Annotated in this window: 21 protein-coding genes and 6 tRNA genes; 15 read left to right on the top strand and 12 right to left on the bottom strand. The window is 70.6% G+C overall.

Annotated features, from left to right (window positions below; translation table 11 throughout):
- The first annotated feature begins 66 nt into the window (after positions 1-66).
- The 3 genes from hrpA to AB0G59_RS19975 all read left to right on the top strand — a co-directional run bounded on the left by hrpA (position 67) and on the right by AB0G59_RS19975 (position 4,554).
- The gene (gene hrpA, locus AB0G59_RS19985; RefSeq protein ID WP_360913289.1) at positions 67-4,041 is read left to right on the top strand and encodes an ATP-dependent RNA helicase HrpA; all 3,975 of its coding nucleotides are present in this window, start codon (positions 67-69) and stop codon (positions 4,039-4,041) included.
- A gap of 113 nt (positions 4,042-4,154) precedes the next feature.
- A tRNA-Asp gene (locus tag AB0G59_RS19980) sits at positions 4,155-4,229 on the top strand.
- Between the two features lie 106 nt (positions 4,230-4,335).
- Entirely contained in the window at positions 4,336-4,554 is a 219-nt protein-coding gene (locus AB0G59_RS19975; protein WP_360913287.1) for a DUF6274 family protein, read from the top strand.
- Between the two features lie 472 nt (positions 4,555-5,026).
- On the opposite strand, the gene bldC is transcribed toward AB0G59_RS19975, so the two are convergent.
- Together bldC and AB0G59_RS19965 are read right to left on the bottom strand one after the other, a co-directional pair.
- Complete coding sequence (gene bldC / locus AB0G59_RS19970; protein WP_003949541.1) at positions 5,027-5,233, bottom strand: developmental transcriptional regulator BldC; 207 nt, start codon at positions 5,231-5,233, stop codon at positions 5,027-5,029.
- Positions 5,234-5,716: 483 nt separating this feature from the next.
- Positions 5,717-6,571 (bottom strand): hypothetical protein, encoded by an 855-nt coding sequence (locus AB0G59_RS19965; RefSeq protein ID WP_360913285.1) that lies wholly within the window; start codon positions 6,569-6,571, stop codon positions 5,717-5,719.
- 206 nt (positions 6,572-6,777) lie between these two features.
- On the opposite strand from AB0G59_RS19965, the gene AB0G59_RS19960 reads away from it, so the two are divergent.
- Both AB0G59_RS19960 and AB0G59_RS19955 read left to right on the top strand, forming a co-directional pair.
- Positions 6,778-7,890 (top strand): Glu/Leu/Phe/Val dehydrogenase dimerization domain-containing protein, encoded by a 1,113-nt coding sequence (locus tag AB0G59_RS19960; RefSeq protein ID WP_360913283.1) that lies wholly within the window; start codon positions 6,778-6,780, stop codon positions 7,888-7,890.
- A gap of 381 nt (positions 7,891-8,271) precedes the next feature.
- Complete coding sequence (locus tag AB0G59_RS19955) at positions 8,272-8,535, top strand: DUF3073 domain-containing protein (protein WP_360913281.1); 264 nt, start codon at positions 8,272-8,274, stop codon at positions 8,533-8,535.
- A 107-nt stretch (positions 8,536-8,642) separates the two neighbouring features.
- Here the strand turns inward: AB0G59_RS19955 and purM are convergent, their stop codons facing one another.
- The 6 genes from purM to purS form a co-directional block, all read right to left on the bottom strand.
- Positions 8,643-9,710, bottom strand: coding sequence for a phosphoribosylformylglycinamidine cyclo-ligase (gene purM / locus AB0G59_RS19950; RefSeq protein ID WP_071965795.1), 1,068 nt, complete (start codon positions 9,708-9,710; stop codon positions 8,643-8,645).
- Positions 9,711-9,750: 40 nt separating this feature from the next.
- Positions 9,751-11,268, bottom strand: a complete 1,518-nt coding sequence (purF, locus tag AB0G59_RS19945; protein WP_071965744.1) for an amidophosphoribosyltransferase — start codon at positions 11,266-11,268, stop codon at positions 9,751-9,753.
- 174 nt (positions 11,269-11,442) lie between these two features.
- Complete coding sequence (locus AB0G59_RS19940; RefSeq protein ID WP_360913278.1) at positions 11,443-12,279, bottom strand: sterol carrier family protein; 837 nt, start codon at positions 12,277-12,279, stop codon at positions 11,443-11,445.
- A 107-nt stretch (positions 12,280-12,386) separates the two neighbouring features.
- Positions 12,387-14,636: a phosphoribosylformylglycinamidine synthase subunit PurL gene (purL, locus tag AB0G59_RS19935; RefSeq protein ID WP_360913276.1), complete on the bottom strand. Its 2,250-nt coding sequence runs from the start codon at positions 14,634-14,636 to the stop codon at positions 12,387-12,389.
- On the bottom strand, positions 14,633-15,313 hold the full coding sequence (gene purQ, locus AB0G59_RS19930) for a phosphoribosylformylglycinamidine synthase subunit PurQ (protein ID WP_360913274.1): 681 nt from the start codon (positions 15,311-15,313) through the stop codon (positions 14,633-14,635). The genes purL and purQ overlap by 4 nt, the downstream gene beginning before the upstream one ends.
- Complete coding sequence (gene purS, locus AB0G59_RS19925) at positions 15,310-15,585, bottom strand: phosphoribosylformylglycinamidine synthase subunit PurS (RefSeq protein ID WP_071965740.1); 276 nt, start codon at positions 15,583-15,585, stop codon at positions 15,310-15,312. The genes purQ and purS overlap by 4 nt, the downstream gene beginning before the upstream one ends.
- 314 nt (positions 15,586-15,899) lie before the next feature.
- On the opposite strand from purS, the gene AB0G59_RS19920 reads away from it, so the two are divergent.
- From AB0G59_RS19920 to AB0G59_RS19875, 10 genes are all read left to right on the top strand, one after another.
- Positions 15,900-16,217 carry an Lsr2 family protein gene (locus tag AB0G59_RS19920; protein ID WP_071965739.1) on the top strand — a complete coding sequence of 106 codons (318 nt, stop codon included), beginning with the start codon at positions 15,900-15,902 and terminating at the stop codon, positions 16,215-16,217.
- 207 nt (positions 16,218-16,424) lie between these two features.
- Positions 16,425-16,496: transfer RNA gene (locus AB0G59_RS19915), tRNA-Gly, on the top strand.
- A gap of 45 nt (positions 16,497-16,541) precedes the next feature.
- Positions 16,542-16,613: transfer RNA gene (locus tag AB0G59_RS19910), tRNA-Gly, on the top strand.
- Between the two features lie 45 nt (positions 16,614-16,658).
- A tRNA-Gly gene (locus tag AB0G59_RS19905) sits at positions 16,659-16,730 on the top strand.
- A 94-nt stretch (positions 16,731-16,824) separates the two neighbouring features.
- Positions 16,825-16,897: transfer RNA gene (locus AB0G59_RS19900), tRNA-Gly, on the top strand.
- Between the two features lie 134 nt (positions 16,898-17,031).
- A complete protein-coding gene (locus AB0G59_RS19895) occupies positions 17,032-18,012 on the top strand; it encodes an ABC transporter ATP-binding protein (protein ID WP_360913272.1) in 981 nt (326 codons plus the stop codon).
- Complete coding sequence (locus AB0G59_RS19890) at positions 18,012-18,770, top strand: ABC transporter permease (RefSeq protein ID WP_360913270.1); 759 nt, start codon at positions 18,012-18,014, stop codon at positions 18,768-18,770. Before AB0G59_RS19895 ends, AB0G59_RS19890 begins: the two co-directional genes overlap by 1 nt.
- A 101-nt stretch (positions 18,771-18,871) precedes the next feature.
- A complete protein-coding gene (locus AB0G59_RS19885; RefSeq protein WP_360913268.1) occupies positions 18,872-20,149 on the top strand; it encodes a histidine kinase in 1,278 nt (425 codons plus the stop codon).
- Complete coding sequence (locus AB0G59_RS19880) at positions 20,146-20,775, top strand: response regulator transcription factor (protein WP_360913266.1); 630 nt, start codon at positions 20,146-20,148, stop codon at positions 20,773-20,775. The genes AB0G59_RS19885 and AB0G59_RS19880 overlap by 4 nt, the downstream gene beginning before the upstream one ends.
- 34 nt (positions 20,776-20,809) lie before the next feature.
- Positions 20,810-20,882 (top strand) — tRNA-Gly (locus tag AB0G59_RS19875).
- Positions 20,883-20,929: 47 nt separating this feature from the next.
- On the opposite strand, the gene AB0G59_RS19870 is transcribed toward AB0G59_RS19875, so the two are convergent.
- The 4 genes from AB0G59_RS19870 to AB0G59_RS19855 all read right to left on the bottom strand — a co-directional run bounded on the left by AB0G59_RS19870 (position 20,930) and on the right by AB0G59_RS19855 (position 25,569).
- Positions 20,930-22,330 (bottom strand): HAMP domain-containing sensor histidine kinase, encoded by a 1,401-nt coding sequence (locus AB0G59_RS19870; protein ID WP_360913264.1) that lies wholly within the window; start codon positions 22,328-22,330, stop codon positions 20,930-20,932.
- Entirely contained in the window at positions 22,327-23,019 is a 693-nt protein-coding gene (locus AB0G59_RS19865) for a response regulator transcription factor (protein ID WP_071965788.1), read from the bottom strand. The genes AB0G59_RS19870 and AB0G59_RS19865 overlap by 4 nt, the downstream gene beginning before the upstream one ends.
- A gap of 95 nt (positions 23,020-23,114) precedes the next feature.
- Entirely contained in the window at positions 23,115-24,017 is a 903-nt protein-coding gene (locus AB0G59_RS19860; RefSeq protein ID WP_360913262.1) for a phosphoribosylaminoimidazolesuccinocarboxamide synthase, read from the bottom strand.
- A gap of 70 nt (positions 24,018-24,087) precedes the next feature.
- Positions 24,088-25,569 carry a N,N-dimethylformamidase beta subunit family domain-containing protein gene (locus tag AB0G59_RS19855; protein ID WP_360913260.1) on the bottom strand — a complete coding sequence of 494 codons (1,482 nt, stop codon included), beginning with the start codon at positions 25,567-25,569 and terminating at the stop codon, positions 24,088-24,090.
- Positions 25,570-25,679: the final 110 nt, after the last annotated feature.

Genomic DNA, 25,679 nt, shown 5'->3' with positions numbered 1-25,679 from the left:
CTCAGTGCTTTCCCCAGCGAAATGCGTTCGCCGCTTCGCGGCGGCTGGTGCGATCCTGGACTTCGTATGTCTACGCAGCCTGCCCCCGCCACGTTCGCCGACCTCGCCGCCCGCCTGCCCGAGCTGATGCTGCGCGACGCGCAGCGGCTGGGCCGCCGGCTCGACGGGGCGCGCCGCATCCGCAAGCCCGAGGCCCACACGGCCGTCCTCACCGAGATCGCGACGGAGGTCGGCTCGGCCGAGCTCCGCGTGGCCGCCCGCCGGGCCGCGGTGCCGGCCGTCGACTACCCCGAGCAGCTGCCCGTCAGCCAGAAGAAGGACGTGATCCTGGAGGCGATACGCGACCACCAGGTCGTGATCGTCGCGGGTGAGACGGGCTCCGGCAAGACCACCCAGATCCCCAAGATCTGTCTGGAGCTCGGCCGCGGGGTCAAGGGCCTGATCGCGCACACCCAGCCCCGCCGGATCGCCGCCCGCACGGTCGCGGAGCGGGTCGCCGAGGAGCTGCGGACGCCGCTGGGCGAGGCGGTCGGCTGGAAGGTCCGCTTCACCGACCAGGTCGGCCCCTCGACCATGGTCAAGCTGATGACGGACGGCATCCTGCTCGCCGAGATCCAGACGGACCGCGAGCTGCGCCAGTACGACACGATCATCATCGACGAGGCGCACGAGCGCAGCCTCAACATCGACTTCCTGCTCGGCTATCTCGCGCAGCTGCTGCCCCGTCGCCCCGACCTCAAGGTCGTGATCACCTCCGCGACGATCGACCCCGAGCGCTTCTCCCGCCACTTCGGCGACGCGCCCATCGTCGAGGTCTCCGGCCGTACGTACCCGGTCGAGGTCCGCTACCGGCCGCTGCTCGAGGAGGACTCGGGCGACGCGGACCGCGACCAGGTCACCGCGATCTGTGACGCGGTGGAGGAGCTGCAGAAGGAGGGGCCCGGCGACATCCTGGTCTTCCTCTCGGGCGAGCGGGAGATCCGGGACACGGCGGACGCGCTCGAGAAGAAGCTCCCCCGCGCCGGAGGCGCTATCGGACACAGCACCGAGATCCTTCCGCTGTACGCGCGGCTGTCCCACGCCGAGCAGCACCGCGTCTTCCAGCGGCACACCGGCCGACGCGTCGTCCTGGCGACGAACGTCGCCGAGACATCGCTGACCGTCCCCGGCATCAAGTACGTCATCGACCCCGGCTTCGCCCGGATCTCCCGCTACAGCCACCGCACCAAGGTGCAGCGGCTGCCGATCGAGCCGGTCTCGCAGGCCAGCGCCAATCAGCGCAAGGGCCGCTGCGGCCGTACGAGCGACGGCGTCTGCATCCGGCTGTACTCGGAGGACGACTTCCTCGCCCGCCCCGAGTTCACGGACGCGGAGATCCTGCGGACGAACCTGGCCTCCGTCATCCTGCAGATGACCGCGGCCGGCCTCGGGGACATCGAGAAGTTCCCGTTCATCGACCCGCCGGACCGGCGCAACATCAAGGACGGCGTCGATCTGCTGCAGGAGCTCGGGGCGATCGACCCGCAGCAGAAGGACCTGAAGAAACGGCTCACCCCGCTGGGCCGCAAGCTCTCGCAGCTCCCCGTGGACCCGCGGCTGGCCCGCATGGTCCTGGAGGCCGACCGCAACGGCTGTGCCCGCGAGGTCATGGTCATCGCGGCGGCGCTGTCGATCCAGGACCCGCGCGAGCGGCCGTCGGAGAAGCAGGCGCAGGCCGATCAGCAGCACGCCCGGTTCAAGGACGAGACGAGCGACTTCCTCGCCTTCCTGAACCTGTGGCGGTACGTACGCGAGCAGCAGAAGACGCTGTCGTCCTCCGCCTTCCGCCGCATGTGCAAGTCGGAGTACCTGAACTATCTGCGCATACGCGAGTGGCAGGACATCTACTACCAGCTGCGCACGGTCGCCAAGGGCATGGAGATCCACCTCGCCGAGGAGGAGGCCGCGCCCGAGCGCGTGCACCAGTCGCTGCTGGCGGGGCTGCTGTCCCACATCGGGCTGAAGGACACCGAGAAGAACAACGAGTACGTCGGTGCCCGCAGCGCCAAGTTCGCGGTCTTCCCCGGTTCGGCGCTCTTCAAGAAGCCGCCGCGCTGGGTGATGTCGGCGGAGCTGGTGGAGACCTCCCGCCTCTGGGCGCGGGTCAACGCGAAGATCGAGCCGGAGTGGATCGAGCCGCTCGCGCAGCACCTGGTCAAGCGCACGTACAGCGAGCCGCACTGGGAGCAGAAGCAGGCCGCGGTGATGGCGTACGAGCGGGTGACACTCTACGGCGTGCCGATCGTCACGCAGCGGAAGATCAATTACGGGCGGATCGACCCGGAGACCAGCCGTGAGCTGTTCATCCGCAACGCCCTGGTGGAGGGCGACTGGCGCACGCACCACCAGTTCTTCCACGACAACCGCAAACTCCTCGGCGAGGTCGAGGAGTTGGAGCACCGCGCACGCCGTCGCGACATCCTCGTGGACGACGAGACGCTCTTCGACTTCTACGACCAGCGGCTGCCCGAGCACGTCGTCTCCGGTGCGCACTTCGACTCCTGGTGGAAGCACAAGCGGCGCGACGAGCCGGAGTTGCTCAATTTCGAGCACTCCATGCTCATCAACGAGAACGCCGAGGCGGTCACCAAGGACGACTACCCGGACTCCTGGCGGCAGGGCCGGCTGAAGTTCAAGGTGACATATCAGTTCGAGCCGGGGGCGGACGCGGACGGTGTGACCGTGCACATTCCGCTGCAGGTCCTCAACCAGGTCTCGGCCGAGGGCTTCGACTGGCAGATCCCGGGGCTGCGCGAGGACCTGGTGACGGAGCTGATCCGTTCGCTGCCGAAGCCGATCCGGCGCAACTGCGTGCCGGCGCCGAACTTCGCCCAGCGGTTCCTCGGCGGCCTCTCGGCAGAAGCCCTCCCCCTCCAGGAGCCGCTGACGGCCGCGCTGGCCCGTGGGCTGCACCGGATGACGGCCGTGCGCATGGAGGCGGAGGACTTCGACCTCGCCAAGGTGCCGGACCATCTGAAGATCACTTTCCGGGTGGTCGACGAGCGCAAGCGCAAGATCGCCGAGGACAAGGACCTGGAGGCGCTGCGCCTGCGGCTCAAGCCGAAGACGCAGGCGGCGATCACCAAGGCCTTCGAGAAGGCGGCCGAGTCCACCGGGGGCGCGGGTCCCGAGCAGCGCTCGGGCCTGACCCGGTGGACGATCGGCACGCTGCCGCGGACCTTCGAGACCCGCCGCGCGGGCCAGCCCGTCAAGGCGTACCCGGCGCTCGTCGACGAGGGCGCCTCGGTGGCCGTACGGCTCTTCGACACCGAGCCGGAGCAGCGCGAGGCGATGTGGCGCGGCACCCGCCGCCTGATCCTGCTCAACCTGCCCTCGAACCCCGCGAAATTCGCCCAGGGCAAGCTCGGCAACCAGCAGAAGCTCGCCCTGTCGCGGAATCCGCACGGCTCGATCCAGGCCCTGTTCGACGACTGCGTCTCGGGTGCGGCGGACAAGCTCATGGCGGCCCACGGCGGGCCGGCGTGGGACGAGGAGTCCTTCCGCAAGCTCTTCGACGCCGTGCGGGCCGACATCGTCGACGCGACGCTCGACACGATCCGCAAGGTGCAGGAGGTGCTGGCGGCCTGGCAGGCCTGCGAGCGCCGGCTGAAGGACACCACCAGCCTGGTGCTGGTGCCCTCCCTCACGGACGTCAAGGAGCAGCTGGCCGAGCTGATCAGGCCGGGCTTCGTGACGGACCACGGCGTCCGTCGCCTGCAGGACCTCCTGCGCTATCTGGTGGCCGTCGACCGGCGCCTGACGCAGCTGCCGACCAACGCCGACCGGGACCGGGCCCGGATGGCCAAGGTGAAGGAGATGCGGGACGAGTACGCGTGGCTGCTGGAGCAGTTCCCGCGGGGGCGTCCGGTGCCGCAGGAGGCCCGCGACATCCGCTGGATGATCGAGGAGCTGCGGGTGAGCTACTTCGCGCACGCGCTCGGGACCGCCTATCCGGTCTCCGACAAGCGGATCGTGAAGGCCATCGACCAGTTGGCGCCCTGATCGCGGCCGGGCGGGGGACTGTGCCCCACGTCTCCTCGATGTGGTTCGACCGCACCCCCTGACCTGCTGTAGAGTCTTGTTTCGCAGCCCCACGGAGTGGGAAAGCGAAGCAAGGTCCTGTGGAGCAGTTTGGAGTGCTCGCCACCCTGTCAAGGTGGAGGCCGCGGGTTCAAATCCCGTCAGGACCGCATGAGTTGAAGGCCCGGATCCAGTCTTGGATCCGGGCCTTCGTGCGTTCGTCCTTGACTGCGACACGTGCCAGGGGTACCCAGTCAGTGGGAGGTGCTGCGCCCTATGACGACCACGCGGACCGGGAAGCGGACCGAGAGCATCCGGCATGAGACCCGGGCGCTGCTGCGTGCTCACCTCTCCGCCGCCGTCGGCTATCGCCACCTGACCAGACACTGCCCCGTCTGCCATCGGCTGCTGCGGCTCGCCCAGGAGGCCGGGAGCGATCCACAGGGCCCTCAGGAGGCCGTGGAGGCGCCGGAGGAAAGTCCCTCTTCCCGGTGACGGGCGAAACGGCCTCCCGGCTGACGTCCGGCCGCCGGGGCCCGCGCCACGCCGGTGCGCACAAGTTCTTTACCCCAGTGGGTCGATGAGGGACAAGCGCGTGATGCTGTGACGGGTGTCACCGAAAGAGTTCCGGGAGTGAGGCAACTTACCCCCCTCCTACACCCGGTCAATTTAATATGTGCAATTGCACCTACCTCGAGACCGCGCCCCGGCGCCGGCCGGACCACCCGGAGGCAGGGGGCGAGCGGTGGGATGACGGCGTACGCGGGGCGCATCGCCCGCGTCCGGGCATAAAAAGATCGCGCTGGACCCGGCGGAGTCCAGCGCGATCGACGACCAGCCCAAGTCGGTGGGCACGGATGCTGTTGGGGCAGGCATCCCGTCGTTTGGTGCTTGTGGAGCTTCAGATGGAGCTCAAACGGGCGTCAGCCGGGTTGGGGGCCCCGGAATCACCCGGTGATTCAGTTGTTCAGGCCTCGCTACGCTGCTGCGGAATGCCCGCCAGCAGTGCACGGACCTCCGCTTCGCGGTATCGGCGGTGTCCTCCGAGCGTGCGGATGGACGTGAGCTTGCCAGCCTTGGCCCAGCGGGTGACCGTCTTCGGGTCCACGCGGAACATCGTGGCAACCTCAGCCGGGGTCAGCAGCGGCTCGGCATCAGGGGTGCGAGCGGTCATGAGCGGCCTCCTCGGGAGAACCGAACCATCACGTCGGTTCTTTCCTCTAAATTCTGCACCTTGACCCGCGTTGCCCGAAATGGCGGACGCGGGCCGAGTCGGTTATAGGACGAACGGCTTGTCCTCGGCACTACAACTACACCATCTGTCCAGCCACGTCGGCCAAACCGATGGAATTGCCCTCTCAGGTGTTCAACCTCGACGGAAGCCGATGGACCATGCCATAGCGGACAGTCACGCCACCGTGACGATCAGTCACAGCGGGATCAGGGGTCCCCAGACCCGTCAAGGAGTGCAATACCGATCTATCCGCCCTTACTTGGACGGAAGGAGTCCTTCCTGGACTCCTTGTCCTATTTTGCCACGAGGGTGGGCGATCGGCGCAAGACCTTACGTAAGTGCGTTAGATCACGGTTGCCGCTAATAGCCCGGATCGGGACCTAGGTCCCTGACCCGCCCTCACGGCCGGCCGGCACCGCCGGGTCAGTTCGCGAACTGACGGTCGCGGACCGTCCTCCAACGCTCCGTCAGCCGCTCGTACGCCTCACCGGCCCGCACTCCGTCTCCCGCCCGCAGCGCCGCCAGCCCCTCCGCCGTGTCGGCGGCGGAGTGATCCTCGGCCAGCTGTGCCTCGGGAACCATATGCACAAGTCCGCCGTAGTCGAGCTCCACCAGGGAGCGCGGATGAAACTCTTCCAGCCATCGCCCCACATCGACCAGCCCGTCGATGAGCGGTCCCTCCTCGATCGCGTCCCGCAGCGTGCGCAGCCCCCGCGCCACCCGCCGCCGGGCCTGGACCATGGGCGTGCGGTAGCGCAGCAGCGGCCCCTCCGCCCCGTCCGCCCCGGGCTCGCCCTTGCCGTGCTCGCGCTCCTCGTCGCAGAAGAGCACGAACCAGCGCAGCGGCACCTGCCAGGTGGCCGTCCGGATCCACGGCCGGGCGTCGGGGTTGCGCTCCGCCCAGCGCTCGTGGTCCGCCTGCGCCTGGCGGCGTACGACGGGCGGCAGCACCGCGTCCAGGACGGGCGCCGGGAACCGCTCGGTCAGCTCCTCCAGCGCCAGCCAGCCCCGCAGCCTCGTCCGCCACGGACAGACGCACACGACGCCGTCCACGACCGCGACGAAGGCGTCGCCGCTCTCGTGCACCGGCACCGGCACGGGCGGGGTGGGCAGCAGGTCGGCCAGCGACCGGCGCAGCTCGTCCTGGGCGCCGGGCAGCACCGGTCGGCGCGCGTAGCGGGCCCAGTGCGAGCGTTCCGGCTCGGGGAAGGCGCCCAGCGGCTCGTAGACCCGTAGGTACGCCGCGTACGGGACGGTCACCGATGACGCCACGCCCACGCTCGCTCCCTCAAGCCGTAGGTCACCCCCAGGGAGTTGCGGGCGCCCCTCCCCATACTGACCGAATCGTCCCATGGCGCCGGAGCCCGGGAGAGTGATCCTCGGCACGGGACGGATACGGCGGGACGGCAGGTCTTACCCTCTTGGGCAACCGGCCCTCCACCACCCCTCGGAGGGCGACCTCCGCGACATATGGAGTCACCACCGTGACTGACGTACGTCCCACCTCCGACGCCGACGGCGGCGTGCTGCACACCCTGTTCCGATCGGACCAGGGCGGCCACGAGCAGGTCGTGCTCTGCCAGGACCAGGAGAGCGGCCTCAAGGCCGTCATCGCCATCCATTCCACCGCCCTGGGCCCGGCCCTCGGCGGCACCCGGTTCTACCCCTACGCCTCCGACGAGGAGGCGGTGCGGGACGCGCTGAACCTCTCGCGCGGCATGTCGTACAAGAACGCCCTGGCGGGACTCGACCACGGCGGCGGAAAAGCTGTGATCATCGGCGACCCCGATCTGATCAAGACCGAACAACTGCTGCTCGCGTACGGCCGGTTCGTCGCCTCTCTCGGCGGGCGCTACGTCACCGCGTGCGACGTCGGCACGTACGTACAGGACATGGACGTCGTCGCCCGCGAGAACCACTGGACCACGGGCCGCTCGCCCGAGCACGGCGGCGCCGGCGACTCCTCGGTGCTCACCGCCTTCGGCGTCTTCCAGGGCATGCGGGCGGCCGCGCAGACCCAGTGGGGCGAGCCGACGCTGCGCGGCCGCCGGGTCGGCGTCGCGGGCGTCGGCAAGGTCGGCCACCACCTGGTGGACCATCTCGTCGAGGACGGCGCGGAGGTCGTGATCACCGACGTCCGGGCCGAGCCGGTCGAGCGGATCGTCGCCCGCCACCCGCGGGTCACCGCCGTGACCGACGCCGAGGTGCTCATCCGCACCCCGCTCGACGTCTACGCCCCCTGCGCCCTCGGCGGCGCCCTGAACGACGCGTCGGTGGCCGCGCTCACCGCGACCGTGGTCTGCGGCGCGGCCAACAACCAGCTCGCCCACCCGGGCGTGGAGAAGGACCTGGCCGACCGCGGCATCCTCTACGCCCCGGACTATGTGGTGAACGCCGGTGGGGTGATCCAGGTCGCCGATGAGCTGCACGGTTTCGACTTCGACCGGGCGAAGGCCCAGGCGACGAAGATCTTCGACACGACCTTGGCGATATTCGACCGGGCGAAGGCGGACGGCATCCCGCCGGCCGCGGCGGCCGACCGGCTCGCCGAGCAGCGCATGGCCGAGGCACGGGCCGCGATCGTCGCGAGCCGGTAGTCGGGCGGCGGGTCCCGTCACGCTCCGCACCCCTTTCACCCGGCCGGGTGATGCGTGTCGCCCGGCCGGGTGGCGGCGCGGGGCCCGGCGGATCCCCACAGAAGCGCCACCGGGAGGTGGTGAACGAGAGATCTCTCACCACCCCTCGGCGGGTCGGCGCCCAGGACACGTTAAAATCGCAGCTGACCAGCGAGTACAGGGCTCCTCGTCGGTTCTGCTGCGTGGCACGTCATGCGGGCGACGTACCGTATGGCCGCGGAAGCAGGTACCGTTGAAGCTCTACAGGCCGGACACCTTCACAGGGGTCCGCTCTGACTCATGAACGTGAACGCGTGTCAAGACTCTGGGGCCGTCGAGCCCCGTCAATGAGGGGGTCGAGCCATGGGGCGCGGCCGGGCCAAGGCCAAGCAGACAAAGGTCGCCCGCCAGCTGAAGTACAACAGCGGCGGGACCGACCTCTCACGTCTGGCCAATGAGCTGGGCGCATCGCCGACGAAGCAGCCGCCGAACAGCGAGCCGCTCGAAAAGGACGATGAGCTGGACGACGACCCGTACGCTCAGTACGCGAGTCGTTACAACGACGACGAGGACGAGGACGAGCAGTCGTCCGAGCAGCCCCAGTCTTCCTACCGTCGCCGCGCTTGACGCCATAGCTTTTCACCGACCCGGTTCGGGGCATCGCCCCGGACCGGGTTCTGTGCTGCCTGGAGACTGCCCGGAGCCGATCGCTCCGGGCAGTCTCTTTGCGCAGGTCAGCTGCTGTAGTCACCGGTCAGGGTCACGGCCTCCGCGCGGTCGCCGCGCTCGGTGACCTCACCGGCCACCCAGGCCTCCACACCCCGGTCCGCGAAGGTCGCCAGCGCCACGTCGACCGACTCCTGGGGCACGACGGCGATCATGCCGACGCCCATGTTCAGGGTCTTCTCCAGCTCGTGGCGCTCGACCGAGCCGACCTGGCCGACCAGGTCGAAGACCGCGCCGGGCGCCCACGTCGAGCGGTCCACGCTCGCGTGGAGGTGGTCCGGGACGACCCGGGCCAGGTTGTTGGCGAGCCCGCCGCCGGTGATGTGCGAGAAGGCGTGCACCTCCGCCGTACGGGTGAGGGCCAGGCAGTCCAGCGAGTAGATCTTCGTGGGCTCCAGGAGCTCCTCGCCGAGCGTGCGGCCGAACTCCGGAACCTCTCGGTCCAGCTCCCAGCCGGCCCGCTCGAAGAGCACATGGCGGACCAGTGAGTACCCGTTCGAGTGAAGTCCGGACGAGGCCATCGCGATGACGGCGTCACCCGTACGGATACGATCCGCGCCCAGCAGCCGGTCCGCCTCGACCACGCCCGTACCGGCGCCGGCCACGTCGAACTCGTCCGCGCCGAGCAGCCCAGGGTGCTCGGCGGTCTCGCCGCCGACCAGCGCGCAGCCCGCGAGGACACAGCCCTCGGCGATGCCCTTGACGATCGCGGCGACGCGCTCGGGGTAGACCTTGCCGACGCAGATGTAGTCGGTCATGAACAGCGGCTCGGCGCCGCAGACGACCAGGTCGTCCACGACCATGCCGACCAGGTCGTGGCCGATGGTGTCGTAGACGCCCATGCGGCGGGCGATGTCGACCTTCGTACCGACGCCGTCGGTGGCGGAGGCCAGGAGGGGGCGCTCGTACCGCTTGAGGGCACTGGCGTCGAAGAGGCCGGCGAAGCCGCCGAGGCCGCCGACGGCCTCGGGGCGGGTGGCCTTCTTCACCCATTGCTTCATCAGCTCGACGGCGCGGTCGCCGGCCTCGATGTCGACGCCCGCGCTTGCGTAGCTGGCACCAGTGGTCTCAGACATCAGTTTGAGATCTTTCGTGTCGTTCGGTACTACGGAGGCGTTACGGGCGACGGAGCGCGTCGGCGGCGTCCGTGCCACCGGCCAGCTCGGTCTCCAGCAGCTGCTTGCCCAGCAGCTCGGGGTCGGGCAGCTCCATCGGGTACTCGCCGTCGAAGCAGGCGCGGCACAGGTTCGGCTTGGCGATGGTGGTCGCCTCGACCATGCCTTCGAGGGAGATGTACGCCAGCGAGTCCGCGCCCAGCGACCTGCCGATCTCCTCGACCGACATGCCGTTGGCGATCAGCTCGGCCCGGGTGGCGAAGTCGATGCCGAAGAAGCACGGCCACTTCACCGGCGGCGACGAGATCCGCACGTGGACCTCGGCGGCCCCGGCCTCGCGCAGCATCTTCACCAGGGCGCGCTGGGTGTTGCCGCGGACGATGGAGTCGTCGACGACCACCAGGCGCTTGCCGCGGATGACTTCCTTGAGCGGGTTGAGCTTGAGCCGGATGCCGAGCTGGCGGATGGTCTGGCTGGGCTGGATGAAGGTCCGGCCGACGTAGGAGTTCTTGACCAGGCCCGTGCCGTACGGAATGCCGCTGGCCTCCGCGTAGCCGACCGCGGCCGGGATGCCGGACTCCGGTGTCGGTATCACCAGGTCCGCCTCCACCGGGGCCTCGGCGGCGAGCCGGCGGCCCATCTCCACGCGGGAGAGGTAGACGTTGCGGCCCGCGATGTCGGTGTCGGGGCGCGCGAGGTAGACGTACTCGAAGACACAGCCCTTGGGGCGGGCCTCGGCGAAGCGGCTGCTGCGGACGCCGTTCTCGTCGATGGCGACGAGCTCGCCGGGCTCGACCTCGCGGACGAAGGTCGCGCCGCAGATGTCCAGGGCGGCCGTCTCGGAGGCCACCACCCAGCCGCGCTCCAGCCGGCCCAGCACCAGCGGGCGGATGCCCTGCGGGTCACGGGCGGTGTACAGCGTGTGTTCGTCCATGAAGACGAGCGAGAAGGCGCCCTTGACGTTCGGGAGCACCTTGGTGGCGGCTTCCTCGATCGTCAGCGGCTTGCCGTCGTCGTCGGTCTGGCCGGCCAGCAGGGCCGTGACCAGGTCCGTGTCGTTGGTCGCCGCGACCTGGTTGGCACGGCCGTTCTCCCGGGGGAGCGCGGCGACCATCTCGGCCAGCTCGGCGGTGTTGACCAGGTTCCCGTTGTGGCCCAGGGCGATGGAGCCGTTGGCCGTCGCCCTGAAGGTCGGCTGCGCGTTCTCCCACACCGAGGCTCCGGTGGTGGAGTAGCGGGCGTGGCCGACCGCGATATGGCCCGTAAGGGAACCGAGGGAAGTTTCGTCGAAGACCTGGGAAACCAGTCCCATGTCCTTGAAAACGAGGATCTGGGAGCCGTTGCTCACCGCGATGCCCGCGGACTCCTGTCCACGGTGCTGCAGCGCATACAGCCCGAAATAGGTGAGTTTGGCGACCTCTTCACCCGGAGCCCAGACACCGAAGACGCCACAAGCGTCCTGGGGGCCCTTTTCGCCGGGAAGCAGGTCGTGGTTGAGTCGTCCGTCACCACGAGGCACACCTTGAGTCTATGGCAGGGATGAGGTTCATCCGAACCGGGGAAGAGTGGCGATTGGCACACTCCACGGACAGCAACTCGGCGGCCACGGTGAATCACCTATTCGTGGCATGGAAAACCCGCGCAAAGGGCCGCCGAATTACTGTTCGCTCAGGTGAGCGGGCAAACCGTTCGCTCAGGTGAGCAGAGGAAGTTGCCCGGAAATGTCGGCGCGCTCGCCACTGGCCGTCACGGCGGCGTCCGCCAGGGCCGTGGACCAGTCCGCACGGCCCGTGGCCAGGCGGATCCAGGTGAGCGGATCGGTCTCCACGACATTGGGCGGCGTACCGCGGGTGTGCTTGGGTCCGGCCACGCACTGGACCACCGCGAACGGCGGAATGCGGACCTCCACGGAGCCGCCGGGGGCCTTGGCCGCGAGGGCGTCGGCGAGCAGCCGGGTGACGGCCGCGAGGGCCTGCCGGTCGTGGCGGACGGCGACGCCCGTGGCATCCGCCAAGTCATCGCCGTGCACCACGGTTTCCACCAGTCGGGTCACCATGAAATCGGCCACCGTCATGGCCCCGAAGGACGTCGGGACCAGCGCGGCGGAGTCGGCTTCGGCGAGGGCGCCGAGCAGCTTCCCGGCGGCCTGATCGAACCTGTCCGCCACGGACTTGGGATCCGCTTCGGCGAACTCCGCGGCTCCCGCCGCCGTGTCGTCCGCGACCGCGGATGCCCTCGAGGCGAGGCCCGCCACGTAGTCGAGAAGCCCGGCCTCCGCCCGTGCGGGCAGCCGCCCCGGCTCCGCGAGACGGTGCGGCAACAGCTCCAACACGCCGACCAGGTGGACGATCAGCTCCCTGACCGTCCACTCCCCCAGCCGGGTGCGCGTGGCGAGCAGCGCCCGCGCGTCCGGCTCCGCGCACACCGTGTCGACGACGTCCCGTACGGCCCGGACCTGCCCTTCCAGGGCGGCCCGCACCTTTGCGGGGTCGTAACTGCGAACGCGGGGCTTGCGCGGTGCTGGAGGCATGGCGCGAGCCTAATCCTTGGCCAGGCTTCGGGTGGGCCCAACGGACTCAATGGCCATGGCCGCCGTCGAGCCCACCCGTATCCGTGACGGGAGTTACGGATTCGGCACTACGCGAGCAGCGCCGGGATCGTGGCTTCGTGCGCCTCGCGCAGCTCCGCCAGCGGGAGGGTGAACTGTCCCTGGACGTCGATCTCTTCGCCGTCGACGACACCGATGCGGGTCGCGGGCAGCCCGCGCGCGCCGCACATGTCGCCGAAGCGCAGCTCCTCGCTGCGCGGAACGGCGACGACCGCGCGGCCGGCGGACTCGGAGAAGAGGAGGACGAAGGGGTCCAGGCCGTCGGGCACGACGATCCGGGCACCCTTGCCGCCGCGCAGGCACGACTCGGCCAGCGCCTGGATCAGGCCGCCGTCGGAGAGGTCGTGCGCCGCGTCGATCATGCCGTCGCGGGAGGCGGCGATCAGGATCTCGGCCAGCAGCTTCTCGCGGTCGAGGTCGACGGCCGGCGGGAGCCCGCCGAGGTGGTCGTGGACCACCTGCGACCAGGCCGAACCGCCCAGCTCCTCCTTGGTGTCGCCCAGGAGGTACAGCAGGTGGCCCTCCTCGGAGAACGCCATCGGCGTACGGCGGTTGACGTCGTCGATGACACCCAGCACCGCGACCACGGGGGTCGGGTGGATGGCGGTCTCGCCGGTCTGGTTGTAGAGCGAGACGTTGCCGCCGGTGACCGGGGTGCCCAGCGTCAGGCAGCCGTCGGCGAGGCCGCGGGTGGCCTCGGCGAACTGCCACATGACGGCCGGGTCCTCGGGCGAACCGAAGTTCAGGCAGTTGGAGATGGCCAGCGGGCGGGCGCCGGTGGCGGCCACGTTGCGGTACGACTCGGCGAGCGCGAGCTGGGCGCCCGCGTACGGGTCGAGCTTGGCGTAGCGACCGTTGCCGTCCGTGGCGACGGCGACACCGAGGTTGGTGTCCTCGTCGACGCGGACCATGCCGGAGTCCTCGGGCTGGGCGAGCACGGTGTTGCCCTGCACGAACCGGTCGTACTGGTCGGTGATCCAGGACTTGGAGGCCTGGTTCGGGGAGGAGACGACCTTCAGGACCTGCGCGCGCAGCTCCTCGGGGGTCTGCGGGCGGGCGAGCTTGTTCGCGTCGTCGGCCTGGAGGGCGTCCTGCCAGTCCGGACGGGCGTACGGGCGCTCGTAGACCGGACCCTCGTGGGCGACGGTGCGCGGCGGGACGTCGACGATCTGCTCGCCGTGCCAGAAGATCTCCAGCCGTTCGCCGTCGGTGACTTCACCGATGACGGTGGCGATGACGTCCCACTTCTCGCAGATCTCGAGGAAGCGGTCGACCTTGCCGGGCTCGACGATCGCGCACATGCGCTCCTGCGACTCGCTCATGAGGATCTCCTCGGGCGAGAGCGTCGCGTCGCGCAGGTGCACGCGGTCGAGTTCGACGCGCATGCCGCCGGAGCCGGCGCTGGCCAGCTCGCTGGTGGCGCAGGACAGGCCGGCGCCGCCGAGGTCCTGGATGCCGTCGACGAGGTCCTCGCGGAAGATCTCCAGGGTGCACTCGATGAGGAGCTTCTCCTGGAAGGGGTCGCCGACCTGGACGGCGGGGCGCTTGGTGGGCTTGGAGTCGTCGAACGTCTCGGAGGCCAGGACGGACACGCCGCCGATGCCGTCGCCGCCGGTGCGGGCGCCGTAGAGGATGACCTTGTTGCCGGCGCCGGAGGCCTTGGCGAGGTGGATGTCCTCGTGCTTCATCACGCCCACGCACAGGGCGTTGACCAGCGGGTTGCCCTGGTAGCAGGAGTCGAAGACGACCTCGCCGCCGATGTTGGGCAGGCCCAGGCAGTTGCCGTAGCCGCCGATGCCCGCGACGACGCCCGGCAGGACGCGCTTGGTGTCGGGGTGGTCCGCGGCGCCGAAGCGCAGCGGGTCCATGACGGCGACGGGGCGGGCGCCCATGGCGAGGATGTCGCGGACGATGCCGCCGATGCCGGTGGCCGCGCCCTGGTAGGGCTCGATGTAGCTGGGGTGGTTGTGCGACTCGACCTTGAAGGTGACCGCGTAGCCCTGGCCGACGTCGACGACGCCGGCGTTCTCGCCGATGCCGACGAGGAGGGCGTCGTTCTCGGGGGCCTTCTCGCCGAACTGGCGCAGGTGGACCTTGCTGGACTTGTACGAGCAGTGCTCGGACCACATGACGGAGTACATCGCGAGCTCGGCGCCGGTGGGACGGCGGCCGAGGATGGTGCGGATGCGCTCGTACTCGTCCTGCTTGAGGCCCAGTTCGGCCCAGGGCTGGTCGACGTCGGGCGTTTCGTTTGCGTGCTTGACCGTGTCGAGGCTCATGCGTTGACCAGCTTCTTCAGGATCGAGGTGAAGAATCCGAGCCCGTCCGTGCGGCCGGTGCCGACGAGGGGCTCGACGGCGTGCTCGGGGTGCGGCATCAGGCCCACGACGTTGCCGGCGGCGTTGGTGATGCCGGCGATGTCGCGGAGCGAGCCGTTGGGGTTGACGTCGAGGTACCGGAAGGCGACGCGGCCCTCGGCCTCGAGCTCGTCGAGGGTGCGCTCGTCGGCCACGTAGCGGCCGTCGATGTTCTTCAGCGGGACGGAGATCTCCTGGCCCGCTTCGTAGTCGGCCGTCCAGGCGGTGTCCGCGTTCTCGACGCGGAGCTTCTGGTCGCGGCAGATGAAGTGCAGGTGGTTGTTGCGCAGCATCGCGCCGGGCAGCAGGTGGGTCTCGGTGAGCACCTGGAAGCCGTTGCAGATGCCGAGGACCGGCATGCCGCCCTTGGCCTGCTCGATGACGGTCTCCATCACCGGCGAGAAGCGGGAGATGGCGCCCGCCCGCAGGTAGTCGCCGTAGGAGAAACCGCCGGGCAGGACCACGGCGTCGACCTGCTTGAGGTCCTTGTCGCGGTGCCAGAGCGGCACGGGCTCGAGCCCGGCGATCCGGACGGCGCGCTGGGTGTCGCGGTCGTCCAGGGTGCCGGGGAAGGTGATGACTCCTACGCGAGCGGTCACTGTGCTTCTCCGGCGGTCTCGCGGACCTCCCCGTCGACCTTCACGGTGAAGTCCTCGATCACGGTGTTGGCGAGAAACGTTTCCGCCATCTCGTGGATTCGGGCGAGGGCGGCGTCGTCGACCGGTCCCTCCACCTCGAGTTCAAAGCGCTTGCCCTGACGGACGTCGGCGATCCCCTCGAAACCCAGGCGTGGCAGCGCGCGCTGCACCGCCTGGCCCTGCGGGTCGAGGATCTCCGGCTTGAGCATGACGTCGACTACGACGCGTGCCACTGGCACTCCCGGTGTGTGGTGCGTGAGCTGAAGCGGTGATGTCAGAGTACAGTCCCCAAAAATCTACGCGCATAGATATGCTGGGCTTATCCTTCGTGTTTACCCGGAGGCATGCGGAGCCGGTGGAAAAGTTCGGGAAAAAGACCGGAAGATCGCACCGTCGTGATTGCGATGAGGCGCACGGACGGAATTAACTGGGCTTCACCATGCATTGCCCTTTGTTGTACAAATGAATAAGTATTGACCGAGAACAACCGCAACCCTCACGTCACCGCAGGTCAAAGCGGTGATACTGGCCGAAAGGACCGATTTCCGTGGCGCAGCGCGTAGTGGTCACACTCTCCGACGACATGGACGGCGGGGAAGCCGCGGAGACCCTCATCTTCGGGATCGACGGCAAGTCGTACGAGATCGACCTGAACACTGCCAATGCGAAGAAACTGCGGGGCGTCCTCGCGCCTTACGTGGAGGCCGGCCGCAAGCAGTCCCGCTCGGGCAAGGTCTACCGGCGCACGGCCGTGGCGCCCGACCCGGCGGCGGTGCGGGCCTGGGCCCGCTCGAACGGCATGGAGGTGCCGCCGCGCGGCCGCATCCCCAAGAAGGTCTACGAGGCGTTCAACGCGGCCGGCTGAGGCCGGGCCGCCCGCCGGGCCGGGGCCGGGGCGGGAACGGCTGGGGGGAGCAGGGACGGGGGGCCGGTGCGGGCGTTCCCTCCCCTGCGGACCCCCGCGTTCCGCCCGGGCTTCCCGGGCGACTTGCCAAGCACCCCGGATGATCAGCTAGAGTCTGGATCACACCGAGGGGCAAGGCGCGGAAACGGGCCGGAACTTCGGGGTCATGCGGGTGTAGCTCAGTAGTAGAGCGCCCCCTTTCCAAGGGGGAGGCGCAGTGTGCGATTCCTGTCACCCGCTCTGACCGTTCGTTCGATCACATCAGTGGTCGGTACGGATGGACGCGCGGGTGTAGCTCAGTAGCAGAGCGCCCTCTTTCCAAGAGGGAGGCGCAGTGTGCGATTCCTGTCACCCGCTCTCACCGTTCGGTCGGCCACGTCAGTGGCCGGTGCGGATGGACGCGCGGGTGTAGCTCAGTAGTAGAGCGCCCCCTTTCCAAGGGGGAGGCGCAGTGTGCGATTCCTGTCACCCGCTCTCATCGCTTACCGACCACGTCAGTGGATCAGGTAGAGTGATGCACGCACCGCCCGGTGGCGCCTCTCTTCGAGAAGCCGTCGGTCGGAGACATGCGGACGTAGCTCAGTTGGTAGAGCACCACCTTGCCAAGGTGGATGTCGCGAGTTCGAGTCTCGTCGTCCGCTCAGAGAACGAAGGCCCCGGTCGGGAACGACCGGGGCCTTCGGCGTTGTTGGCGGCCGGGCCTGCTGACATTCGTCATGCGAAGTCATGACAGGCCGCACTGACCCGGGGCGGGATCCGCCGGGAGCCTTGAACCATGGGATTCGGGGAGAGTGTGATCGAGGTCTCAGGGCTGCGCCGGCGGTACGGCACGTCCGGGGACGAGGGCTTCGAGGCGGTGCGGGGCGTGTCCTTCACCGTGCGGCGCGGCGAGGTGTTCGCGCTGCTGGGGACGAACGGAGCGGGCAAGACCTCCACGGTCGAGCTGCTGGAGGGCCTGGCCCGGCCGACGGAGGGCCGGGTGCGGGTGCTGGGCCACGATCCGTACGAGGAGCGGGGCGCGGTGCGGCCCCGCACGGGGGTGATGCTCCAGGAAGGGGGCTTTCCCTCCGGGCTCACCGCGGCCGAGACCGTGCTGATGTGGGCGGGGTGCACGACCGGGGCGCGGCCCGTGGCCGAGGCCCTGGAGCTGGTGGGGCTCGCCGGCCGCCGGGATGTGCGGGTCAAGCAGCTCTCCGGCGGCGAGCGGCGGCGGCTGGACCTGGCGCTGGCGCTGCTCGGGCGGCCCGAGGTGCTCTTCCTCGACGAGCCGACGACCGGCCTGGACCCCCAGGCGCGGCACCACACCTGGGAGCTGGTGCGGCAGCTGCGCGAGGAGGGCACGACGGTGCTGCTCACCACGCACTATCTGGAGGAGGCCGAGGCGCTGGCCGACCGGCTGGCGATCATGCGGGAGGGGCGGATCGTGACGTCCGGGACGGCGGCCGAGGTGATCGGGACGTATCCGGCGCGGATCCGCTTCGCGATGCCGGTGGGCTGGTTCGTCGGGGACCTGCCGCCGCTGGCCGAGCTGGGGGTGACCCGGCACGAGGAGACGCACGGGCGGATAGAGCTCCAGACCCGGGAGTTGCAGCGGACGCTGACGGGGCTGCTGCTGTGGGCACGGGAGCAGTCCGTGGAGCTGGAGCAGCTCGACGCGCGGACGGCGTCGCTGGAGGAGGCGTTCCTGGCGATAGCGGGGGCGGATGCCGGGCCGGCCGGTCCGGCTGCGGCACTGGTTTCGGGGAGCGGCAAGTGATGGCGGTCACACGGGTGCTGGCGCTGGGGCGGGCGGAGCTGACCCTGCTCGGGCGGAACAGGATGGCGCTGTACATCGCGCTGCTGATGCCGGTGACGATGGTGGCCGCCATGCAGCGGTCTCTCGATGACCTGGACCTCGGCGCGTCCGGGATGTCGCTCAAGGAAGTGTCGATAACGGGGGCCTTCGGCTACATCCTGCTCTTCGCCGTCTACCAGAACCTGGTCAGCGCCTATGTAGCCCGGCGTGAGGAGCTGGTGCTCAAGCGGCTGCGTACGGGCGAGGCGGGGGACGCGGAGATATTGACCGGGGCCGCGCTGCCCGCGGTGGGGGTGGCGCTGGCCCAGTGCGCGGTGCTGGTGGTGGCCGGTGTGAGTCTGCTGGGCCTGCGGGCGGTCGCCCGGCCCGATCTGTTGCTGGCCGGGCTGCTGCTGGGCGTCGTGCTCAGCGTCGCCCTCGCCGCCGTGACCGCCGGCTGGGCGAAGACCGTGGAGAGCGCTCAGCTGGTGACGATGCCCTTGATGGTGCTCTCGCTGCTGGGCTCGGGGCTGTTCATACCGGTGGAGATCATGCCGGACGGGCTCGCCGGGGCATGCCGGCTGCTGCCGTTGACGCCGGTGGTCGAGCTGATGCGGGGCGGCTGGCTGGGCGGGATGGGCGCGGGCGAGGCGCTGCGGGCCCTCGGGACCGCTTTGGCCTGGGCGGGGCTGGGCGTGTTTGCTGTACGCCGGTGGTTCCGCTGGGAACCGAGGCGCTGAAGGCGTCGACCGGGGTTGCTGGGGCGGACGAGGGGGCGGGCGGGCGCGTGGTGGTGCGGTCACGGATGAGGGAGTGGCGGGGCCGGAGCAAGGTGGCCCAGGTGGACAGCTATACGCGGTGGACGCTGTACGGAGTGCCGTGGCTGTTTCCGGTGCTCAACTGCCTCGCGTGGCTGCCCGAGCCCGGGGGCGTCCCGGCGCTGGTCTGGTTGCTGCTGAGCCTGTGCTTCCTGCAGTGCGCGCAGGGGATGAGACTCATCCGGCGCTCGCTGGACCACTATCTGCGCAAGCGGTCGGCGCCCTGGTGGGAGCTGGCCGTGAGTGCGGTCATCTTCACGCTCACCCTGACGGTGTTCGTGATCCAGGTGCGCCGCGACGGGATGTCGCATATCACCGCGAACTCGACGGTGCTGCTGCATGCCGGGCTGGTGACCTTCGGTTCGTACTGCCTGCTCACCCGCCGGATCCGCACCTACATGGCCGGCTGTGCGGGGGCGGGGGTGGTCGCGGCGGCCGGGGTGGCGCTGACGGGCAGCGGTCCGGTCGGGACGGTCACGGTGGCGGTGCTGCTGTTCCTGCTGGGGATGTGGAGCATGACGGCGGTGCGTGCCTCCGCCTGGTTCCTCGCCGTGATGTGGGAGGTGGAGGCCGCTCGGGGCACCCAGGCGCGGCTGGCGGTGGCGGAGGAGCGGCTGCGGTTCTCGCGCGACATGCACGATGTGCTCGGCCGGAACCTTGCGGTGATCGCGCTCAAGAGCGAGCTGGCCACGCAGCTGTCGCGGCGCGGTTCGGCGGCGGCGCTGGACGAGATGGACGAGGTGCAGCGGATAGCGCGGGAGTCGCAGCGGGAGTTGCGGGAGGTCGTGCGCGGCTACCGCGAGGCCGATCTGCACACGGAACTGGCCGGTGCGCGGGGAGTGCTGGCGGCCGCGGGCATCGAGTGCCGCATCACCGACTCGGTGGGGGCGGAGCTGCCGTCGGCGGTGCAGTCGGCGCTGGCGTGGGTGGTCCGTGAGGGGACGACGAACGTTCTGCGACATGCGGAGGCGAGCCGCTGCGCGGTGCGGCTGCGGGTCGTGGAGGGGGTGGCGGTGCTGCTCATGGAGAACGACGGCGTGCGCCGCGCCTCCGGGAGCGGTCCGGCTGCCGGGGCCGGGGGCGGCTCGGGGCTGGCGGGGCTGCGGGAGCGGCTGGCGGGGCTGGGCGGCACGCTGGTGTCCGAGCAGCGCTCGCACCGCACGTTCCGGCTGACGGCGAGCATTGCACTGGCGGGGGCAGGAGGCCGGGCCGAGGGGGCGGACGGGGGCGGTGTCGCGGAGCGGGAGTCCGTGCCCGTGGCCGCCGGGATGGCGGCCGGACCGGAGGGGGAGAAGGCATGAGCGGGAACGAGGGGGGTGGGCCCGTGCGGATCCTGCTCGCGGACGACGAGCATCTGATCCGTGGCGCGGTCGCCGCGCTGCTGGGGCTGGAGGACGATCTCCATGTCGTGGCGGAGGCGGCTTCGGGGACCGAGGCGCTGGCGATGGCGAGGGCGCACCGGCCGGACGTGGCGGTGCTGGATCTTCAGATGCCCGGGGCGGACGGTGTGATGGTGGCCACATCGCTGCGGGCCGAACTGCCCGGATGCCGGACCATGATCGTGACAGGCCATGGCAGACCGGGGCATCTGAAGCGGGCGCTGGAGGCGGGGGTGCGCGGGTTCGTACCGAAGACGGTGTCGGCCCGGCGGCTGGCCGAGATCATCCGGGCCGTGCACGCCGGAAGCCGCTATGTGGACCCGGAGTTGGCGGCGGATGCGATCAGTGCGGGCGACTCCCCGCTCACGGCGCGCGAGGCGGAACTGCTGGAGCTGGCCGAGGACGGCGCGTCCATCGCGGAGATCGCCAAGCGGGCCTCGCTGACGCCGGGGACGGTCCGCAATTACCTCTCGGCGGCCGCGCTGAAGCTCGGCGCGGAGAACCGTCACGCGGCGGCGCGCATCGCACGCTCCCAGGGTTGGCTATAGTGGTTCCCGCACCGCACGAAAGCGCGGGGCGAATGCGGACGTAGCTCAGTTGGTAGAGCACCACCTTGCCAAGGTGGATGTCGCGAGTTCGAGTCTCGTCGTCCGCTCAGAGAACGAAGGCCCCGGTCGGGAACGACCGGGGCCTTCGGCGTTGCTAGCGCCCGTCGGCCGGGAAGCGCAGGCGGAAGCGGGCGCCGCCGGTATCGGCCTGCTCGGCCGTGAGCTCGGCGCCATGGGCGCGGGCGATCTGGCGGGCCATGGCGAGCCCCAGGCCGGAGCCGGGCAGGGCCCGGGCCTGGCGGGAGCGGTAGAAGCGGTCGAAGACGTAGGGCAGGTCCTCGGTGGCGATGCCCCGGCCGTGGTCGCGGACGGTGAGGTCCACTCCGCCGTCCGTGCGGACCAGGCGGACCTCCACCATCGCACCGGGCGGGCTGAACTTGGCGGCGTTGTCGAGCAAGTTGGACAGCAGCCGGGCCAGCCGGGCCGGCACCCCCGCAACGGTGACCTCCGTCACGTCCACGGTGAAGACCGTGGCCGGCCAGTGGCCGCGGGCGACGTCCGCACAGCGCTCGGTGAGGCGGTCCAGCCGGACCTGTTCGACCAGCGGCTGGGGTTCCTCGTCGCGGGCGAGCTCGATCAGGTCGTTGACCATGCCGGTCACCTCGCGCAGCTGGCGCCCCAGGGCGTCCGAGGCCCGTTCGCGCTGGGCGGCGGAGAGCCGGTCCGCGCGGGCGAGGAGCTCGGCGTTGGTGCGCAGCGCGGTGAGCGGGGTGCGCAGCTCGTGCGAGGCGTCGGCGACGAGGCGGCGCTGGGCGGCGACGGCCTCCTCCAGCTCGCCGAGCATGGTGTTGAAGCTGGTGGCGAGGCGGGTGATCTCGTCCTGGCGGCGCGCTTCATAGGGGGGCAGTTCGATGCGGTGGGCGGGGTCGCGGGTGGCGGCGATGCGTTCGGCGGTGGCGGTGAGGCGGGTGACGGGGCGCAGGGAGGTGCGGGAGGCGGCGTAGCCGAGCACCGCGGCGAGGAGGACGCCGACCGCGCCGACCGCGCCGAGGTACATCCCGGCCTGGCGTACGCCCATGTCGACGGTGTCGGAGCGGGCGGCCACCTGCAGGGCCCGGTTCTTCTTGTCCTGCAGCCGGATGGTGAACATCCGCATGGGCTGGCCGTCGTGGGTGATGTCGCTGTAGTACGGGCCGAGCCGGCCGGCCGCGACCTGGCGGGCGGCGCCGGTGACGGGCAGGACGAGGTCCTCCTGGCCGGGGGCGGCCGGGTCGGCGGGGACGATCTGGGCGCAGGCGGGGGCGGCCCGCCAGACGCACTGGTTGAACAGGACGCCCTTGTCGGCGCCGCCGTGGGCCTGCTGGGCGATGATCCCGGCCTGCTGCTTGAGCTGGAGGTCGAGCTGGCGCACGAGCTCGTAGCGGATGACGACGTAGGCGGCGGCCAGGACGCCGAGTGCCACGAGCGCGACGGCGGCGGCGGTGACCATGGCCAGCCGGGCCCGCAGGGGCCTGCGGCCCAGCAGCCTGCGGCGCAGGCCCCGGACCGGGCTCATCGTTCCGCCAGCTGGTAGCCGACGCCGTGCACGGTGTGGACGAGGCGGGGCGCGCCGCCCGCCTCCAGCTTGCGCCGCAGGTAGCCGATGTAGACGGCGAGGGAGTTGGACTCCGGGCCGAAGTCGGTGCCCCAGACCCGTTCCTGGATCAGCTCGCGCGGCAGGACCTGGCCGGGGTGGAGCAGGAACACCTCCAGCAGCGCGAACTCGGTACGGGTGAACTCCAGGGCGACGCCGGCGCGCTCGCCGGTGCGCGTGAGGGGGTCGACCGTGAGGTCGGCGAACCTCAACTCGACGTCCGCCGCCGACGTTTCGGGCGGTGCCGCGCGGCGCAGCAGGGCGCGCAGGCGGGCCAGGAGCTCGTCCAGGGCGAAGGGTTTGACGAGGTAGTCGTCGGCGCCCGCGTCCAGGCCCGCGACGCGGTCGGAGACGGCGTCGCGGGCGGTGAGGACGAGCACGGGCGTGCGGTCGCCGAGTTCGCGCAGCCGGCGGCAGACGGCGAGGCCGTCGAGGACGGGCATGGCCAGGTCCAGCACGATGGCGGCGGGCTGTGCGGCGGCGACGGCGGAGAGGGCCTCGAGTCCGTCGGCCGCGGAGCGGACCGTGTAGCCCTCGACGGCCAGGCCGTCGACGACGGCGGCCCTGACGTCGGGGTCGTCGTCCACGACGAGTACGGACGGCTCGCCCATCGGGCCTCCGGGGGGTGGGGGATCTTGTGCCGGTGCCCCCACCCTGGCAGACGGTGTCTGAGAGGGCTCTTATGGCTGGGCGGGTGGGTTGCCGGTCAGGACCACTTCTGGCCCGTCAGGCGTTCGTACGCCTCGATGTACTTCGCTCGCGTGCGGTCCACGATCTCCTCCGGGAGCTGCGGCGGGGGCTGTTCCGCCGTGCGGTCCCAGCCGGAGGCCGGGGAGGTGAGCCAGTCGCGGACGAACTGCTTGTCGAAGGAGGGCTGGGCGCGGCCCGGCTCCCATGTGTCGGCCGGCCAGAAGCGGGAGGAGTCCGGGGTGAGCACCTCGTCGGCGAGGACCAGCTCGCCGCCCTCCGCGTGGCCGAACTCGAACTTCGTGTCGGCGAGGATGATGCCCCGGTCGCGGGCGATGTCGCGGGCGCGGCTGTAGACGGCGAGGGTGGACTGGCGGAGCAGGGCGGCGGTCTCCGCGCCGACCTGGCGGGCCACCTCCTCGTAGGAGACGTTCTCGTCGTGCTCGCCGACCTCGGCCTTCGTGGCCGGGGTGAAGATCGGGGAGGGCAGCTCGGAGCCGTCGGTGAGGCCCTCGGGGAGGGCGAGGCCGCAGACGGTGCGGGTCTCGCGGTACTCGGCGAGGCCGGAGCCGGTCAGATAGCCGCGGGCGACGCACTCGACCGGGACCATGTCCAGGGAGCGGCAGATCAGGGTGCGGCCGGCCCAGTCGGCGGGGGCGCCGGGCGGCAGGTCGGTGGACAGGACGTGGTTGGGGGCCAGGTCCGTGAGCCGGTCGAACCACCACAGGGAGAGCTGGGTGAGGACGCGGCCCTTGTCGGGGATCTCGGTGGGCAGCACCCAGTCGTAGGCGGACATGCGGTCGCTGGCGACCATCACCAGCCGGCCGGCCTCGTCGCGGTACAGGTCGCGGACCTTGCCCGTGTGCAGGTGCGTCAGCCCCGGCACCTCGACGGGTTTGGGCTTCTCGACGAATCCGGACACACGGGCCTCCTGGTGGTTTGTCCAAGCACCTCGATTCTGCCGTACCGGTCCGCCGGGCTCCCGCGAGGGGTCAGACGCGTTTGCAGATGCGGTCCAGGAGATTGGCCGTGGCCCGCTGGACGCGGGCGTCGACATGGCCGGGCCGGTCCAGGGCCGGGGACCAGGCGAAGGTGCCGGAGGCGAAGACGAGGGCGCCGCTGGGGGCGCGGTAGAGCGAGGTCTCCTGGTGGCGCGTGGCGCCCTCGCTGTCCTTGTACGGGGAGTGGGCGAGCAGGATGCGACGGGTGTGCTCGGGCAGGGCCGTACGGGGGAAGTAGCGGTCGGCCTCGCCCGCGACGAGGCCGGGCAGCTCGTCGCCCTCGCCGGCGCCGGTGGCCTCCCACAGCCAGTGGTCGGCGTTGCGGACGACCATGGGGGCGGGCTCCGGGACGCGGCCCGCGTACTGGATGCCGAGCAACTGCTGCTCGGGGGGCGACGTCTCGCGCCAGAGGGCGGAGCGGCCGGGGCCGCGGCGCTTGCGGCAGGTCAGCAGGCGGTCGGGGCCCGCGGGCGAGGGGGCGAGCTCGACCTGCCAGTACATGGTGTTGGCGGAGAGGAAGACCAGCGAGGTGCCGCAGTCGCGGGCGTCCTCGACGGCGCGGCGCATGGGGGCCGACCAGTACTCGTCGTGGCCGGGGAAGACCAGGCCGCGGTAGCGCGCCGGATCGATTCGCCCGGCGTGCAGGTCGCGGGTCTCGGCGTAGGCGAGGCTGTAGCCGTAGCGCTCGGCCCAGCGGATGAAGTCGTAGGCGTGGCCGACGTGCAGCGGCAGGCCGGCGCCCGCGTAGGGGCGGTCGAAGGAGACCGTGGTGGCCGCGTCGGCCTCGCCGAGGAGCCGGCCGTCCTCGTCCCAGGCGTGGTAGAGGCTCGCGCCGGTGCGGCCGTTCTCGGGGTAGAGGTTGTAGGCCTGCCAGGTGATGTCGGGCAGGACGAGCAGCAGATCGGCGGGGCCGCTGTCGCGCACGGTGAACGGGATGTGGCTGCGGTAGCCGTCGGTGGTGGTCAGCACGGCCACATAGGCGCCGGTGCTCCAGAAGCTGGGGATCTGCAGCCGCCAGGAGAGCCACCAGTGGTGGCAGGAGACCGTGCGGTCCACGGTCAGCGGCGGCGGCTGGACGATGCCGGAGAGCCGGGGGCTGGTGGTGACCTTGGCGGCTCCGACGCCCCCGTAGTGGCCGATGCGGTAGACGTCGACGCCGAACTGCTGGGGCGGGTCCACGGTGATCCGGAAGTCCAGGGCCTCGCCGGGGGCGACGGAGCTGGCGGAGGCGAAGCCCTTGATCTGGCAGTGGACGTCGTCGGCGGCGCGGGGGCCCGGTCTGCGGGGCGGTGGGACGCGGGTGCCGGCCGCGGTGGTCGTCACCGGGTCCACGTACCAGGGGATGATCTGGCCGGTGCCGTCGAAGTAGTACTCGCCGCCGCGCAGCCAGGGCAGTGGGCCCTGGCCGAAGGGGTCCGAAACGGCGTGCGCGAGTGCACCGGATTCCCAGCGGCGGATCTGATCCGTCCCCATGTGTGCTCCCTCCCCTAGGCCCCCGCATACCTTTTCGGTTTCCCAGCAGATTCCCAGCAGATCACACGACGCGTGCGGCTTGTCACCGTTCGTCAGGAAATTCCCCGGAA

This window comes from Streptomyces sp. NPDC021096 (assembly GCF_040641275.1).
GTDB lineage: Bacteria > Actinomycetota > Actinomycetes > Streptomycetales > Streptomycetaceae > Streptomyces.
Note: the sequence above shows the minus strand (reverse complement) of the source record. Positions and strands in the feature narration are given on the sequence as shown.

What these genes read in the sequence shown, in the direction of transcription:
- hrpA (WP_360913289.1), top strand. Translation starts at nt 67, where the DNA reads ATGTCTACGCAGCCTGCCCCCGCCACGTTCGCCGACCTCGCCGCCCGC.
- AB0G59_RS19975 (WP_360913287.1), top strand. Translation starts at nt 4,336, where the DNA reads ATGACGACCACGCGGACCGGGAAGCGGACCGAGAGCATCCGGCATGAG.
- bldC (WP_003949541.1), bottom strand. Translation starts at nt 5,233, where the DNA reads ATGACCGCTCGCACCCCTGATGCCGAGCCGCTGCTGACCCCGGCTGAG.
- AB0G59_RS19955 (WP_360913281.1), top strand. Translation starts at nt 8,272, where the DNA reads ATGGGGCGCGGCCGGGCCAAGGCCAAGCAGACAAAGGTCGCCCGCCAG.
- purM (WP_071965795.1), bottom strand. Translation starts at nt 9,710, where the DNA reads ATGTCTGAGACCACTGGTGCCAGCTACGCAAGCGCGGGCGTCGACATC.
- AB0G59_RS19940 (WP_360913278.1), bottom strand. Translation starts at nt 12,279, where the DNA reads ATGCCTCCAGCACCGCGCAAGCCCCGCGTTCGCAGTTACGACCCCGCA.
- purL (WP_360913276.1), bottom strand. Translation starts at nt 14,636, where the DNA reads ATGAGCCTCGACACGGTCAAGCACGCAAACGAAACGCCCGACGTCGAC.
- AB0G59_RS19895 (WP_360913272.1), top strand. Translation starts at nt 17,032, where the DNA reads ATGGGATTCGGGGAGAGTGTGATCGAGGTCTCAGGGCTGCGCCGGCGG.
- AB0G59_RS19890 (WP_360913270.1), top strand. Translation starts at nt 18,012, where the DNA reads ATGGCGGTCACACGGGTGCTGGCGCTGGGGCGGGCGGAGCTGACCCTG.
- AB0G59_RS19880 (WP_360913266.1), top strand. Translation starts at nt 20,146, where the DNA reads ATGAGCGGGAACGAGGGGGGTGGGCCCGTGCGGATCCTGCTCGCGGAC.
- AB0G59_RS19870 (WP_360913264.1), bottom strand. Translation starts at nt 22,330, where the DNA reads ATGAGCCCGGTCCGGGGCCTGCGCCGCAGGCTGCTGGGCCGCAGGCCC.
- AB0G59_RS19865 (WP_071965788.1), bottom strand. Translation starts at nt 23,019, where the DNA reads ATGGGCGAGCCGTCCGTACTCGTCGTGGACGACGACCCCGACGTCAGG.
- AB0G59_RS19855 (WP_360913260.1), bottom strand. Translation starts at nt 25,569, where the DNA reads ATGGGGACGGATCAGATCCGCCGCTGGGAATCCGGTGCACTCGCGCAC.